Here is a 13,759-nt window from a genome sequence, read left to right as displayed (position 1 = left end):
CGCCGGGCGGGGCTGATTGCCCGGCTCCTCAGCGGGCCGCCCAGCGGCCCGCGTCGTCGCCAGGCGGGGCTGATTGGGGCCTGATCGGGGCTCGTTGCCCAGCCGATTGCGCTGGCCGCCCGGCCCGGTTTAGCGCCAGGCGTAGTCGGCACGCAGCCGGGCGGCTACCACGTCGAAGACCTCGCGTTCCAGAATCGCGCCTTCGCGGCGGATACTCTCCTCGGGCACGTCGAGCACCCGGTCCAGCCGTACCCAGCTTTCTCGGCCCTCGTAGTCCCAAGCGCCAGAACCGATTCCCACCCAGTCCCGGTCGGCAGCATGGCGCTCCTGGCTGGACACCAGCAACCCCAACAGAACGCTGCGGTCTCGGCCCACGACGAGCACGGGTCGGTCTTTGCCGCGGGTGGGGTCCTGCTCGTAGGCCACCCAAGTCCACACGATCTCGCCGGGATCGGCCCGGCCATCGAGGTCCGGGGCGTAGACAAGTCTGCGGGCCCGCGCTGCGGTGGGACAGCTGGTGCTGGTCACCGGCCGGCCCGCGGCAATTTCGGCCGGTGGCGACGGCACGGCGGTGGTCATGATGTTCGCGGTGATCTTGACGGCTTGCCGGATTGTGCGAAGCGTTTCCTGCGTGTTTTGCAGCTGACGCACCAGCTTAGGAGCCTCAGTGAACACCAGGTTCTCCGCGAAGCGCTGCAACGTTTTCCACTGTGACTTCCGTGCGGACGCCATGCTCGCAGCATAGACGCGATCGACCGAGCGCGATTGGGTCGCAGCTGCCCGACGCGGATACCCTGGATACCCGTCAACCCCCGCTCCAGGAGATTCCCATCAGCAGTTTCGCCGACAAAACCTTCACTGCGCCGGCGCAGATTAGGAACTTTTGCATCATCGCCCACATCGACCACGGCAAGTCAACGTTGGCCGACCGGATGCTGCAGCTCACCGGCGTGGTCGACGAACGCTCTATGCGGGCCCAGTACTTGGATCGGATGGACATCGAGCGGGAACGCGGCATCACCATCAAGGCCCAGAATGTGCGGCTACCCTGGCGGGTCGACAAGACCGACTACGTGCTGCATCTGATCGACACCCCGGGCCATGTCGACTTCACCTACGAAGTCTCGCGTGCGCTGGAGGCTTGCGAGGGTGCGGTGCTGTTGGTCGATGCCGCGCAAGGCATCGAGGCGCAGACGCTGGCGAACCTCTACCTGGCGTTGGACCGCGACCTGCACATCATCCCGGTGCTCAACAAGATCGACCTGCCTGCGGCCGACCCGGACCGTTACGCCGCCGAGATGGCACACATCATCGGCTGCGAGCCGGCCGAGGTGTTGCGGGTGTCCGGCAAAACCGGCGAAGGCGTGTCCGACCTGCTCGACGAGGTGGTCCGACAGGTGCCGCCCCCGCAGGGCGACGCCGAGGCACCTACCCGCGCAATGATTTTCGACTCCGTTTACGACATCTACCGCGGAGTGGTGACCTACGTCCGCGTCGTCGACGGCAAGATCAGCCCCCGTGAGCGCATCATGATGATGTCCACCGGCGCCACCCACGAGCTGCTTGAGGTCGGCATCGTCTCACCCGAGCCGAAACCGTGTGAGGGCCTCGGTGTCGGCGAGGTGGGTTACCTGATCACCGGCGTCAAGGACGTCCGCCAGTCCAAGGTGGGCGACACCGTGACCAGCCTCTCCCGGGCCCGCGGGGCTGCAGCCGAAGCGTTGACCGGCTACCGTGAGCCCAAACCGATGGTCTACTCGGGGTTGTATCCGGTCGACGGTTCGGACTACCCGAACCTGCGCGACGCCCTGGACAAGCTGCAGCTCAACGACGCGGCCTTGACCTATGAGCCGGAAACCTCGGTGGCGCTGGGTTTTGGGTTCCGGTGCGGTTTCTTGGGCCTGCTGCACATGGAGATCACCCGTGAGCGCCTTGAGCGCGAGTTCGGCCTGGACCTGATCTCGACTTCACCCAATGTGGTGTACCGGGTGCACAAAGACGACGGCACCGAAATCCGGGTGACCAATCCGTCGGACTGGCCGGAGGGCAAGATCCGCACGGTCTACGAGCCCGTCGTCAAGACCACCATCATCGCGCCCAGCGAGTTCATCGGCACCATCATGGAGCTGTGCCAGTCGCGCCGCGGCGAGTTGGGCGGCATGGACTATCTCTCCCCCGAGCGGGTGGAACTGCGCTACACCATGCCGCTCGGCGAGATCATCTTCGACTTCTTCGACGCACTGAAATCGCGCACCCGCGGCTATGCCAGCCTCGACTACGAGGAGGCCGGCGAACAGGAGGCCGCGCTGGTCAAGGTCGACATCCTGCTGCAGGGCGAGGCGGTGGATGCGTTCAGCGCGATCGTGCACAAGGATACGGCGTATGCCTACGGCAACAAGATGACCACCAAACTCAAGGAGCTGATCCCGCGCCAGCAGTTCGAGGTGCCGGTGCAGGCCGCCATCGGATCGAAAATCATTGCCCGCGAAAACATCCGCGCGATCCGCAAGGACGTGTTGTCCAAGTGCTACGGCGGCGACATCACGCGCAAACGCAAGCTGCTGGAGAAGCAGAAGGAAGGCAAGAAGCGGATGAAGACCATCGGGCGCGTCGAGGTGCCACAGGAGGCTTTCGTCGCGGCATTGTCCACCGATGCCGCCGGGGACAAAGGCAAGAAGTGACAAACCGCTGGCGCTGGGTGGTTCCGCTGTTTGCCGTGTTCCTCGCTGCCGGGTGCACCACAACGACGGCCGGGAAAGCAGGTCTGGCGCCGAACGCAGTGCCGCGTCCGCTGACGGGTTCACTGATCCAGCGGGTACCGCTCGACGGCGCTGCGCTGTCAACGCTCCTCAACCAGCCGTTTCAGGCCCTTCCACCTTTCCCGCCGGTGTTCGGGGGCAGCGACAGTTTGGGAGACAGTGATGTATCGGCTCGGCCCGCTGACTGCGTGGGCGTCGGTTACCTGACGCAGCGGAACGTTTACCGGTCCGTCGAGGTCAAACGCGTCGCCCGGGTGTCGTGGCGACACGACGGTTCCTCGGTGAAGGTGGATGACGTCGATGAGGGTGTCGTCGCCCTGCCTTCCGCGGCAGCCGCCGATGATCTGTTCGCGAGGTTTTCTGCGCAGTGGAAGGAATGTGATGGCACAACGCTGACGGTGCCCGCCAGCGCGTTCGGTCAACGCTCCATCACCGACGTCCGGGTTGCGGATTCAGTTGTCGCGGCAACGGTCTCGCTGCGACGCGGCACGCACTCCATACTGGCGTCCGTCCCTCAGGCCCGTGCCGTCGGCGTACGGGGCAATTGCGTGGTCGAGGTCGCGGTCACCTTCTTTGGCATCACCCACCCGTCGGATCAGGGGTCGGCCGACATCAGCATCAGCGCCGTCGATATCGCACACGCGATGATGGACAGGATCAGCGAATTGAGTTGACGTTTGCCGAGCAGACGCAAAATCGCCCATTTCGGCCCGAATTTGGGCTCTACTGACTGATCTGTGGGTGGTTGTGTCGGCCTGGCAGGGTGGGGCGGTGGCCGGCGAGGGCGAGCATGGCTAGGGCGATGAGGGCTTGTGGTGAGCGGAATCCGAACGCGATCCGGGTCAGTAGGCGGATCTTGGTGTTGGTGGATTCGATCAGGCCTTGGGATAGGCCGTGGTCGAGGGCGGCGTCGATGGCCACCCGGTGGCGTTTGATGCGGGCGGCAAGCTCGACGAATACCGGGATGCGACAACGCTGGGCCCAGGAGATCCACCGGTCCAGGGCCTGTTTACCTTCCTCGCCCTTGACCGAAAACACATGCCGCAGGCCCTCTTTGAGCAGGTAGGCGCGATACAGACGGGGATCGGTCTTGGCGATCCAGGCCAGTTTGGCGCTTTGGCGTTCGGTGAGGTCCTCGGGGTTCTTCCACAGCGCGTAGCGGGCGCCCTTGAGCCGCCGTGCCCGCTCGCGGCCCGGACGTGGTGCGGCGTTCTTACCGGGCCGGCCCCGGCCCCACTTGGGTTCGGTGCGCGCGATCGCCCGTGCGTCGTTCCAGGCTCGGCGCCGCTCGACGTCGAGCGCCTCGGTGGCCCAGGCCACCACATGAAACGGATCGGCGCATTGAATCGCATCCGGGCAGCGCTCGGTGACCACGTCAGCGATCCAGTCCGCGGCATCGGCCGAAACGTGAGTAATCTGGGCGGCCCGCTCAGCGCCCAGGGCATCGAAGAACAAGCCCAGGGTGGCCTTGTCGTGGCCCGGGGCGGCCCACACCAACCGGCCGCTGTCGTGATCGACGACCACCGTCAGGTACCGGTGGTGGCGCTTGTAGGAGATCTCATCGATACCGATGCGGCGCAAGTTCGCGAACCGGTCAATGCGCTTTTCGGTGTCGGCCCAGACCCGGGCCACGATCGCCCCGACGGTGCGCCAGGCGATCCGCATCAACTCGCACACCGCGGTCTTCGAACACGCCACCGCCAGCCAGGCCACCGTGTCATCGAAAGCATACGTGTGCCCGGCATGATGACGCGCCCACGGCACCGCCACCACCGTCGGCCCATGGGTGGGGCAGTTCACCCGCGGCGCCTCGGCCTCCAAGAACACCTCGACGGTGCCCCAATCCAGACTGCGCCATTGGCGCAGGCCCGCACCGCGGTCATACCAGGACGCCTTGCGACCGCAGCGACCACAGCGGCGCAACACTGCACTTCGTGGCCGCACCCGGGCGATCACCCGCGCACCGTCTCCGGCGTCATCCTCCTCGAATTCGATGTCCTCAATCACGGTGCGCTTGTCGACACCCAGCAGCGCACGAAATAGCCTCACATTGCGCACGTCGTTGTCGGCTCCTTGTGTTTCTGATCCTTGACAAGCCAGAAACCTTAAGCCACAACGACGTGCGCCTACTCAGGACACAAACTCACCCACGGAAGTGTCAGAAGAGCCCGAATTTGGGTGATTTTGCGTCTGCTCGGCATCGGAAGTCCTACATGGGGGCGTTGGCGGGCTGAAACATCCCCGAGCTGTCGGCTTCCTCCTCGGCGCGAATCACGTGGACCACGGCGTTGATCAGTGCCAGGTGGGTGAACGCCTGCGGGAAGTTGCCCAGGTGACGCCCGCTCCGCGGCTCAATCTCCTCCGCGTAGAGCAGCAGCGGGCTGGCGAAGGACAACAGCCGCTCGCACAGCCGCTTGGCGCGGCCCACCTCACCGATCTCGACCAGCGCCGATACCAGCCAAAACGAGCAGATGGTGAACGTGCCTTCCTCGCCGGAAAGCCCGTCGTCGGTCTCATGCACCCGGTACCTCAACACCAGGCCGTCCTCGGTCAGCTCGTCGGCGATGGCCAGCACGGTGTTGCGCACCCGCGGGTCGTCCGGCGGCAGGAATCGGGTCAGCACCACCAGCAGCAGTGAGGCGTCCAACGCCTCATCGCCGTAGCGCTGGGTGAACACGCCGCGCGAGTCCACCCCGTGTTCCAGAATGTCGGCCTTGATCTCGTCGGCGATGGCCCGCCACTGCTGGGCGTAGCTTTTCTCGCCCTGACGCTCGGCCAGTTTGGCCCCCCGGTCCAAGGCGACCCAGCACATCACCTTCGACGACGTGAAGTGTTGCGGCTCGCCGCGCACCTCCCAGATTCCCCGGTCGGGCTCACGCCAATGCTTGATGGCCTCTTCCACCTGCCGCTTCAGCACCGGCCATAGGTTCTCCGGGACTTGCTCGCGGGACTTTGCGTGCAGGTAAAACGAGTCCAGGATCGAACCCCAGATGTCGTGTTGGCGCTGGTCGTAGGCGCCGTTGCCGATGCGCACCGGGCGGGCATGATCGTAGCCGGACAGATGGTGCAGCTCCGCTTCGACCAGGCTGCGTTCACCGCCCACCCCGTACATCACCTGCAGCGGATGGCGCTCGTTGTTGTTGGCGCCGGACACGTCGGCGATAAACGCAAAGAAGTCGTCGGCTTCCCGGTCCAATCCCAGGGTGTAGAGCCCCCACAGCGCGAAGGTCGAGTCGCGAATCCAGGCGTAGCGGTAGTCCCAGTTGCGTTCGCCTCGCGGGGTTTCCGGCAGCGACGTGGTGCTCGCCGCGAGCAGCGCCCCGGTGGGGGAGTAGGTCAACCCCTTCAGGGTCAGCGCGCTGCGCTGCAGGTACGCCCGCCATGGGTGGTCGGGGAAGTTGCCAATGTTGATCCACTGCCGCCAGCACTCGGTGGTGTGCCACATCTTGTCGGCGGCCTCGTCGTAGGTCTGCGGCGGCGGGTGTTTGGTCCAGCTCAGCGCGACGAACACGTCGTCACCCTCCTTCATCCGGGTGCGTGCGCGTGCTTCCCGGCCCTCCAGCCCGATCCGCAGGTTGGTGGTCAGCCGCAGCGTCGGGTGCGCGTCGGGCTCCGTGTTGGCGCGGGCTATGGCCTCGCCGTAAGCCTCGGCCGAGTATTCCCAGGTGGCGCCCAAGCGGTGATAGTCGAACGCCGGCTCGCAGCTCATCATCAGTTCAACGGTGCCGCTGACGCAGCGCACCGTGCGCAACAGGATGTGCTCGGCGTCCCAGTCCATCGGGGTGCGGCGGTGGGTCCGCGATCGCCGTTCGATATCGTGCCATTTACCCATCACCAGCGCGTCTCGCACGATCAGCCAGCCGGTATGGGTCTGCCAGGTGGTCTCCATGATCAGGCTGCCCGGAAGGTAGCGTCGCGCCGAAGGCACCGAAACACCGTAGGGGCCCAGACGAAAATGGCCGGCGCTGCGGTCCAGGATCGCGCCGAACACACTGGGGGAGTCCGGCCGTGGCACACACAGCCACTCCACCGAACCCGCCGGCGAAATCAGGCACGTCGTTTCCCAATCGGACAAGAACGCGTAGTCGGCGATCGGCGGAAACGGGTTGCGCAGTGGCGAACTGGACGATAGAGCCATGGGTGCGTGCAGATCCGCGGATGTGGCCGTTGCCCCGTCCGTTGCCCCGGCCAACGCTTTAGCCTCGCGGGCTGTTTCGGTCGATTGGTCGGGGGGTTGAGCGTGCAGGACCATGCCGACATCATCATCTGTCGACTTGCTCGGCGTCCACTTCACGCCCGGCGCCCGGCGTAGTTGGGTGCGTGCTCAGGTGGGCCTAGCAGCCGTGTGCCGTGTCGCGGTTTGGCGTCGGCGGTCACCGTAATCGCGACACACCTGGGGTTTTGCCTGCCGGCGCTATAGTGTGGGCCCGATGAACGGGTTCCTGAGTTGGTGGGACGGCGTCGAGCTGTGGCTGTCCGGACTCCCGTTCGCGCTGCAGGCGCTGGCAGTCATGCCGGTCGTGCTGGCTTTGGCCTATTTCACCGCGGCATTGCTGGATGCCCTGCTCGGCCGGGTCATTCAGTTGATTCGCCGCGCCCGCCGCCCCGATCAGGCGCCCAGGTAGCCCGATGCCGAGGTCGCACGTCACGTTGGTTCTGGTCACGCTGGTGGCGCTGGTGATCGTGACCTGGCTTCTCACCCATTGAGCTGCGCGCCAACTGGTCGGCCAGCCGAATTCTGTTAGGCTTCGCCACGTGCACGCAGCATCGGGTTTTTCGGGGCGCTATGTCGGCGCGCTCGTCTGCGGCGCTGCGGCCAACCTGCACTGTTGTCGCTGACTCCCCACCCGTGCGCGGTCTGATGTGGAGTTCGTGAGTCCTGCAATGTTCAGCGATCGCCTTTCCGCCGCTACGGGAACGTTGTCCAAAGTCCCGCACCGGAAGGTCGCCAATGCTCTCCTTGACGCTTTCTGAAGCGAGCTGCATCGCTAGCGCATCCCGCTGGCGGCACATTATCCCTGCCGGGGTGGTGTGCGCATTGATCGCCGGTATCGGCGTGGGGTGTCATGGCGGTCCCAGCGACGTGGTCGGCCGTGCGGGACCGGACCGTGCGCATACGAGCATCACCCTGGTCGCCTACGCCGTCCCGGAACCCGGCTGGAGTGCGGTGATTCCCGCGTTCAACGCTTCCGAACAGGGCAGGGGAGTCCAGGTGATTACCTCATATGGCGCGTCGGCCGACCAGTCGCGCGGTGTTGCCGACGGTAAACCGGCCGACCTGGTGAACTTCTCGGTCGAACCGGACATCGCTCGCCTGGTCAAGGCCGGCAAGGTTGACAAGGACTGGGACGCCGATGCCACCAAGGGCATCCCGTTCGGGTCGGTGGTGACGTTTGTGGTCCGCGCGGGTAACCCGAAGAACATCAGAGATTGGGATGACCTGTTGCGCCCGGGTATTGAGGTCATCACGCCCAGTCCGCTGAGTTCGGGTTCTGCCAAGTGGAATCTGCTAGCCCCCTACGCCGCGAAAAGTGACGGTGGCCGGAATAACCAAGCGGGGATCGACTTTGTCAATACATTGGTGAATGAACACGTCAAATTGCGCCCCGGGTCGGGGCGGGAAGCCACCGATGTTTTTGTCCAGGGCAGCGGTGACGTGTTGATCAGCTACGAGAACGAAGCCATCGCCACCGAGCGGGCGGGCAAACCGGTGCAGCACGTCACCCCGCCGCAGACGTTCAAGATCGAAAATCCGTTGGCCGTAGTGGCGACCAGCACACACCTTGGAGCGGCGACCGCATTCAGAAACTTCCAGTACACCGTGCAGGCGCAGAAGTTATGGGCGCAGGCCGGTTTCCGGCCGGTCGATCCGGCGGTCGCCGCCGATTTTGCCGACCTGTTTCCGGTGCCGGCGAAACTGTGGACGATCGCCGACCTCGGTGGCTGGGGCAGCGTGGATCCTCAGCTGTTCGACAAGGCGACCGGCAGCATCACCAAGATTTATCTGCGGGCCACCGGATGACGGAATCGTTGGTCGGCGAACGCCGCGCGCCGCAGTTCCGCGCGCGCCTTTCCGGCCCCGCGGGCCCCCCTTCCGTTCGGGTCGGTATGGCAGTGGTGTGGCTTTCGGTGATCGTGCTGTTGCCGCTGGCCGCCATCGTCTGGCAGGCCGCGGGCGGTGGTTGGCGGGCCTTCTGGCTGGCGGTCTCGTCGCATGCCGCGATGGAGTCGTTCCGGGTAACGCTGACGATTTCGACCGCAGTCACGGTCATCAACCTGGTGTTCGGCTTGCTGATCGCCTGGGTGCTGGTGCGTGACGACTTCGCTGGCAAGCGGATCGTTGATGCGATTATCGATCTGCCGTTTGCGTTGCCCACCATCGTCGCCAGCCTGGTGATGTTGGCACTGTACGGGAACAACAGCCCGGTGGGGCTTCATTTTCAACACACCGCGACCGGTGTTGGGGTGGCGTTGGCGTTCGTCACGCTGCCGTTCGTGGTGCGCGCCGTGCAGCCGGTGCTGCTGGAAATCGATCGCGAGACCGAGGAGGCGGCGGCGTCGCTGGGCGCCAATGGCGCCAAAATCTTCACGTCGGTGGTGTTGCCGTCGCTGACGCCGGCATTGTTATCCGGTGCGGGCCTGGCGTTTTCGCGCGCTATCGGCGAGTTCGGTTCGGTGGTGCTGATCGGCGGGGCCGTGCCGGGCAAGACCGAGGTGTCTTCGCAATGGATTCGCACCCTGATCGAGAACGACGACCGCACCGGAGCGGCCGCGATATCGGTTGTGTTGCTCTCGATTTCGTTCATTGTGCTGCTCATCCTACGTGTCGTCGGCGCGCGTGCGGCCAAACGTGAGGAGATGGCCGCATGACCTCCGTGCCGGCGGCTCGCTACCTCGTCCGATCGGTCGCGCTGGGGTACGTCTTTGTGCTGTTGATCGTTCCGGTGGCGCTGATCCTGTGGCGGACCTTCGAACCTGGCTTTGGCCAGTTCTACGCCTGGATCAGTACCCCGGCGGCGATATCAGCGCTGAACCTGTCGCTACTGGTGGTGGCTATCGTGGTACCGCTGAACGTGATCTTCGGAGTCACGACGGCATTGGTGCTGGCCCGCAACCGGTTCCGCGGCAAGGGCGTCTTGCAGGCGATTATCGATCTGCCTTTTGCGGTTTCACCCGTCATCGTGGGCGTGTCGTTGATCTTGCTGTGGGGATCGGCCGGCGCCCTGGGCTTCGTCGAGCAGGACCTCGGCTTCAAGATCATCTTCGGGCTGCCGGGCATCGTGCTTGCCAGTATGTTCGTCACCTGTCCATTCGTGGTGCGCGAAGTGGAACCCGTATTGCACGAATTGGGCACCGACCAGGAGCAGGCGGCGGCGACGCTGGGTTCCGGTTGGTGGCAGACATTCTGGCGAATCACGCTGCCCTCCATCCGGTGGGGCCTGACGTACGGCATCGTATTGACCGTCGCTCGAACCCTCGGCGAATATGGGGCGGTCATCATCGTCTCGTCGAACCTTCCAGGGACATCGCAAACACTGACCCTCTTGGTCTCCGACCGCTACCACCGTGGGGCCGAGTACGGTGCCTACGCGCTGTCGACGCTGCTGATGGCGGTTTCCGTGGTGGTGCTGATCGTCCAGATGGTGCTAGACGCCCGCCGGGCACGAGCGGTCAGCGAGGGCTGAGAAGGAGACGGTGAAAATGACCTACGCCATCGTCGTGGCCGACGCCACCAAACGCTACGGCGACTTCGTCGCACTGGACCACGTGGATTTCGTCGTACCGACCGGTTCGCTGACCGCATTGTTGGGCCCCAGCGGTTCGGGCAAGTCGACGCTGTTGCGCACCATAGCCGGCCTCGACCAACCGGACACCGGAACCATCACGATCAACGGCCGCGACGTCACCCGGGTGCCGCCACAGCGGCGTGGCATCGGATTCGTCTTCCAGCACTACGCGGCGTTCAAACACCTGACTGTCCGTGACAACGTGGCGTTCGGGTTGAAGATCCGTAAGCGCCCCAAGGCCGAGATCAAGGCCAAGGTCGACAATCTGCTGCAGGTGGTGGGCCTGAGCGGATTTCAGAGCCGCTACCCCAATCAGCTCTCCGGTGGGCAACGACAGCGGATGGCGCTGGCCAGGGCGCTGGCGGTCGATCCGGAGGTGCTGCTGCTCGACGAGCCGTTCGGCGCACTCGATGCCAAGGTGCGCGAAGAGCTGCGTGCCTGGCTGCGCCGCCTGCACGACGAGGTGCATGTCACCACGGTGCTGGTCACCCACGATCAGGCCGAAGCGCTGGATGTGGCCGACCGCATCGCCGTACTCCACAAGGGCCGTATCGAGCAGGTCGGATCCCCGACCGACGTCTACGACGCCCCGGCGAACGCCTTCGTGATGTCCTTCTTGGGAGCGGTTTCCACGTTGAACGGCTCCCTGGTGCGCCCGCACGACATCCGGGTCGGCCGGACTCCCAATATGGCCGTGGCCGCCGCTGACGGCACCGCCGGGTCCACCGGTGTGCTACGGGCTGTTGTGGATCGGGTGGTGGTGCTGGGCTTCGAGGTCCGCGTGGAGTTGACCAGCGCGGCCACCGGCGGGGCCTTCACCGCCCAGATCACCCGCGGCGATGCCGAGGCGCTGGCCCTACGCGAGGGTGACACCGTCTACGTGCGTGCCACCCGGGTGCCGCCGATTGCCGGTGGCGTATCGGGCGTCGACGATGCCGGCGTGGAACGGGTCAAAGTCACATCGACGTGATCCAGAGGCCGGCGGGCTCGCCCGCTACGGCAGCCCGTTCGTGCCGTTGAAGCCCAACAGCAACCCGCCGTTGCCACCGGTGCCGGCGACGCTACCGCCGGAGATGACAATCTCGGCGTTGCCGCCGTTACCGCCGTTGCCGATCAGTCCGGCGTTCCCGCCATTGCCGCCGTCGCCGCCGCTACCGCCGGGGGTGTTGGAAGTCCCGCCGTTGCCGCCGTCACCGCCGTTGCCGATCGCTCCGGCCCTGCCGCCGGCCCCGCCGTCACCCCCGATAGCGACCGCGGCCCCGCCGTTGCCGCCGACGCCGCCGGCACCGTAGAGCATGCCGCCCGCGCCGCCGGACCCACCGCCACCCCCGATACTCGCGCCGTTGCTGGCGCCCCCGCCGTTGCCGCCGGCGCCGCCGGCGCCGAAGAGCAAGCCCGCGTTGCCGCCGGTGCCTCCATCGCCCCCGATGGCCTCGCCGAACCCGCCGGCGCCGCCCGCGCCGCCGCCACCACCCAACAGCCCACCGGTGCCGCCCGCGCCGCCGCTACCCCCGATGGCGTCGCCGGCCCCGCCGGCCCCGCCGGCCCCGCCGGCGCCGAACAGCCCGCCGACGGTGGGGAGCGTGCCGGCGTTGCCCCCGGCCCCACCATCTCCCGCGATAGCGCCGGCCCCGCCGGCCCCGCCGGCGCCGCCGCCGCTGAACACGCCGCCGGCGCCACCGGCCCCGCCGTCACCCCCGATCGCCACCGCGGACCCGCCGCCCCCGCCGGCGCCGCCGATGCCGAAGAGCCCGCCGGCGCCGCCCGCCCCGCCGACCCCGCCGCGGCCGGTCCCGGCTAAGTCGCTGGCGCCGCCGGTCCCGCCGGCGCCGCCGGCGCCGAACAGTCCGCCGGCCCCGCCGGCCCCGCCGGCCCCGCCATTATGCAGGGTACTGAGCCCGCCGTTTCCGCCGTTGCCGCCGGCGCCGAACAGTCCGCCGGCCCCGCCGGCACCGCCGGTACCGCCGGTGCCGGTGGCGCCGAACCCGCCGGTCCCGCCGGCGCCGCCGTTGCCGAACAGCCCGGCGGCTCCGCCGGCACCGCCCGGCATGTCAGCCGCGCCCGACCCGCCGTCCCCGCCGTTGCCGATCAAGATGCCGCCGGCCCCGCCGGCCCCCCCGCTCCCCGGCGCCGCATCGGTGCCGTCGCCGATCAACGGGCGTCCCAACAGCGCCAGGGTGGGTGCATTGATGGCGTTGAGCAGCTCCAGCTGCAAAGCCTGCAGAGGCGAGGCGGCGGCGGCCTCGGCGGCCATGTATGAGCCGGCACCGGCGGTCAAGGTATGCACGAACTGGTCGTGAAATGCCGCCACGTGGGCGCTGAGCGCCTGATATGCCTGGGCATGAGCGCCGAACAGCGCTGAGATGGCTGTTGACACCTCGTCGGTCCCCGCCGCCAGGATCTCTGTTGTCGGGGCGGCCGCGACCGCGTTCGCCGCGCTGATTGCCGAACCGATACCTGTCAAATCTGTGGCTGTCGCCGCTAGCGCCTCCGGCGAAGCAATCAGGAACGACATCCGGCACCTCCACAATGTCAGGATTGCTAAGCCATGTCGACCAGAGCATCGCCTGGTCAGCATTGACCCATCGGCAGAGTTGACTATAGCGACTCGGGGGGAACGACATTCAGGCTTTCCCAGATCACCGCCACCTTCTCGTTACCCGCCTCCGGCCGACGCATCGTGGTGCATTCGCCCAAGGCACTCGTCGGCTGTCTCGCCGGCGGGAGCGCGTCCAAGGGCATCGCGGGCACCAGCCCAGGCACATCGACCAGGCTCGGCGAGTTCAGCTGGCAGAGCGCGACGCGCCCGCCAAGGCTCGGTCGTCGATTGCCGGTTTACCGGGCAGCCGGCGCGACGTTGACGCGTCGGGGACCGCTCAAGCGGGTCGGCGCCGACGCGCAACCGCGATGTCGTAGACGGCCGCGACGCCGTCGTCGTGCGCTGGTTCGGGAGGGAGCTGCTTGGACAGAAATGCAGGATGGCGCAGCATGTCCTCGCGGCGTTGGCGTACCCGCCGCCGGGCTTCAGCCCACGCCGCGCTTGGCTCCGGGCGTGCAGCTGTCACCTTGGCCACACTCGCTGTCATGGTCAACTCTGTCCCCCTTCCGAGCCAGCCAACTCGGCTGCATGTGTCGGGCCGCCGGCTTTGTCACCTCAGGCTGCCTCGCAGAGCTGCGAGCCAAGGTGGATGTCAACCGTGAAGTTGCTGTGAA

The 13,759-nt window shown here is 66.6% G+C and carries 12 protein-coding genes and 2 pseudogenes; 7 read left to right on the top strand and 7 right to left on the bottom strand.

What is annotated here, in order from left to right; translation table 11 throughout:
• Positions 1–129: 129 nt before the first annotated feature.
• The gene (locus MCAN_RS12800; RefSeq protein WP_041180117.1) at positions 130–732 is read right to left on the bottom strand and encodes a type II toxin-antitoxin system PemK/MazF family toxin; all 603 of its coding nucleotides are present in this window, start codon (positions 730–732) and stop codon (positions 130–132) included.
• Here MCAN_RS12800 and lepA point away from each other — a divergent pair.
• Positions 720–2,681, top strand: coding sequence for a translation elongation factor 4 (gene lepA / locus MCAN_RS12790; protein ID WP_003900516.1), 1,962 nt, complete (start codon positions 720–722; stop codon positions 2,679–2,681). The two genes, MCAN_RS12800 and lepA, sit on opposite strands and share 13 nt — an antisense overlap.
• A complete protein-coding gene (locus MCAN_RS12785) occupies positions 2,678–3,433 on the top strand; it encodes a sensor domain-containing protein (protein ID WP_014001259.1) in 756 nt (251 codons plus the stop codon). Before lepA ends, MCAN_RS12785 begins: the two co-directional genes overlap by 4 nt.
• A 49-nt stretch (positions 3,434–3,482) precedes the next feature.
• Here MCAN_RS12785 and MCAN_RS12780 read toward each other — a convergent pair whose 3' ends face one another.
• Complete coding sequence (locus MCAN_RS12780; RefSeq protein WP_014000151.1) at positions 3,483–4,817, bottom strand: ISL3-like element IS1557 family transposase; 1,335 nt, start codon at positions 4,815–4,817, stop codon at positions 3,483–3,485.
• 151 nt (positions 4,818–4,968) lie between these two features.
• Positions 4,969–7,011 (bottom strand): glycoside hydrolase family 15 protein, encoded by a 2,043-nt coding sequence (locus MCAN_RS12775; RefSeq protein ID WP_041180116.1) that lies wholly within the window; start codon positions 7,009–7,011, stop codon positions 4,969–4,971.
• A gap of 169 nt (positions 7,012–7,180) precedes the next feature.
• Here MCAN_RS12775 and MCAN_RS12770 point away from each other — a divergent pair, with 169 nt between their 5' ends.
• On the top strand, positions 7,181–7,384 hold the full coding sequence (locus MCAN_RS12770) for a hypothetical protein (protein WP_003412337.1): 204 nt from the start codon (positions 7,181–7,183) through the stop codon (positions 7,382–7,384).
• Here MCAN_RS12770 and MCAN_RS12765 read toward each other — a convergent pair.
• Positions 7,369–7,697: pseudogene (locus MCAN_RS12765) on the bottom strand (hypothetical protein). The gene MCAN_RS12770 and the pseudogene MCAN_RS12765 sit on opposite strands and share 16 nt — an antisense overlap.
• A 13-nt stretch (positions 7,698–7,710) precedes the next feature.
• On the opposite strand from MCAN_RS12765, the gene MCAN_RS12760 reads away from it, so the two are divergent.
• The 4 genes from MCAN_RS12760 to MCAN_RS12745 are packed head-to-tail and all read left to right on the top strand — an operon-like array spanning position 7,711 to position 11,516.
• Positions 7,711–8,781 carry a sulfate ABC transporter substrate-binding protein gene (locus MCAN_RS12760; protein ID WP_003412335.1) on the top strand — a complete coding sequence of 357 codons (1,071 nt, stop codon included), beginning with the start codon at positions 7,711–7,713 and terminating at the stop codon, positions 8,779–8,781.
• Positions 8,778–9,629: a sulfate ABC transporter permease subunit CysT gene (gene cysT, locus MCAN_RS12755; protein ID WP_003412332.1), complete on the top strand. Its 852-nt coding sequence runs from the start codon at positions 8,778–8,780 to the stop codon at positions 9,627–9,629. The genes MCAN_RS12760 and cysT overlap by 4 nt, the downstream gene beginning before the upstream one ends.
• Positions 9,626–10,444 carry a sulfate ABC transporter permease subunit CysW gene (cysW, locus tag MCAN_RS12750; RefSeq protein ID WP_014001256.1) on the top strand — a complete coding sequence of 273 codons (819 nt, stop codon included), beginning with the start codon at positions 9,626–9,628 and terminating at the stop codon, positions 10,442–10,444. Before cysT ends, cysW begins: the two co-directional genes overlap by 4 nt.
• 16 nt (positions 10,445–10,460) lie before the next feature.
• Positions 10,461–11,516, top strand: coding sequence for a sulfate/molybdate ABC transporter ATP-binding protein (locus MCAN_RS12745; RefSeq protein WP_003412325.1), 1,056 nt, complete (start codon positions 10,461–10,463; stop codon positions 11,514–11,516).
• 519 nt (positions 11,517–12,035) lie between these two features.
• On the opposite strand, the pseudogene MCAN_RS12740 reads toward MCAN_RS12745, so the two are convergent.
• From MCAN_RS12740 to MCAN_RS12730, 3 genes and pseudogenes are all read right to left on the bottom strand, one after another.
• Positions 12,036–13,061: pseudogene (locus tag MCAN_RS12740) on the bottom strand (PE family protein); the annotation flags it as partial.
• Positions 13,062–13,144: 83 nt separating this feature from the next.
• Positions 13,145–13,309 (bottom strand): hypothetical protein, encoded by a 165-nt coding sequence (locus MCAN_RS12735; protein ID WP_080603722.1) that lies wholly within the window; start codon positions 13,307–13,309, stop codon positions 13,145–13,147.
• A gap of 113 nt (positions 13,310–13,422) precedes the next feature.
• Entirely contained in the window at positions 13,423–13,638 is a 216-nt protein-coding gene (locus tag MCAN_RS12730) for a hypothetical protein (protein WP_080603721.1), read from the bottom strand.
• Positions 13,639–13,759 lie beyond the last annotated feature (121 nt).

Source organism: Mycobacterium canetti CIPT 140010059 (assembly GCF_000253375.1).
Taxonomy (GTDB): domain Bacteria; phylum Actinomycetota; class Actinomycetes; order Mycobacteriales; family Mycobacteriaceae; genus Mycobacterium; species Mycobacterium tuberculosis.
This window is presented reverse-complemented; position numbering and strand designations above follow the sequence as displayed.

Excerpts from the sequence above, each read along its gene's own strand:
- MCAN_RS12775 (WP_041180116.1), bottom strand. The coding sequence starts at position 7,011 with ATGGTCCTGCACGCTCAACCCCCCGACCAATCGACCGAAACAGCCCGC.
- MCAN_RS12760 (WP_003412335.1), top strand. The coding sequence starts at position 7,711 with ATGCTCTCCTTGACGCTTTCTGAAGCGAGCTGCATCGCTAGCGCATCC.
- cysT (WP_003412332.1), top strand. The coding sequence starts at position 8,778 with ATGACGGAATCGTTGGTCGGCGAACGCCGCGCGCCGCAGTTCCGCGCG.
- MCAN_RS12745 (WP_003412325.1), top strand. The coding sequence starts at position 10,461 with ATGACCTACGCCATCGTCGTGGCCGACGCCACCAAACGCTACGGCGAC.
- cysW (WP_014001256.1), top strand. The coding sequence starts at position 9,626 with ATGACCTCCGTGCCGGCGGCTCGCTACCTCGTCCGATCGGTCGCGCTG.
- MCAN_RS12800 (WP_041180117.1), bottom strand. The coding sequence starts at position 732 with ATGGCGTCCGCACGGAAGTCACAGTGGAAAACGTTGCAGCGCTTCGCG.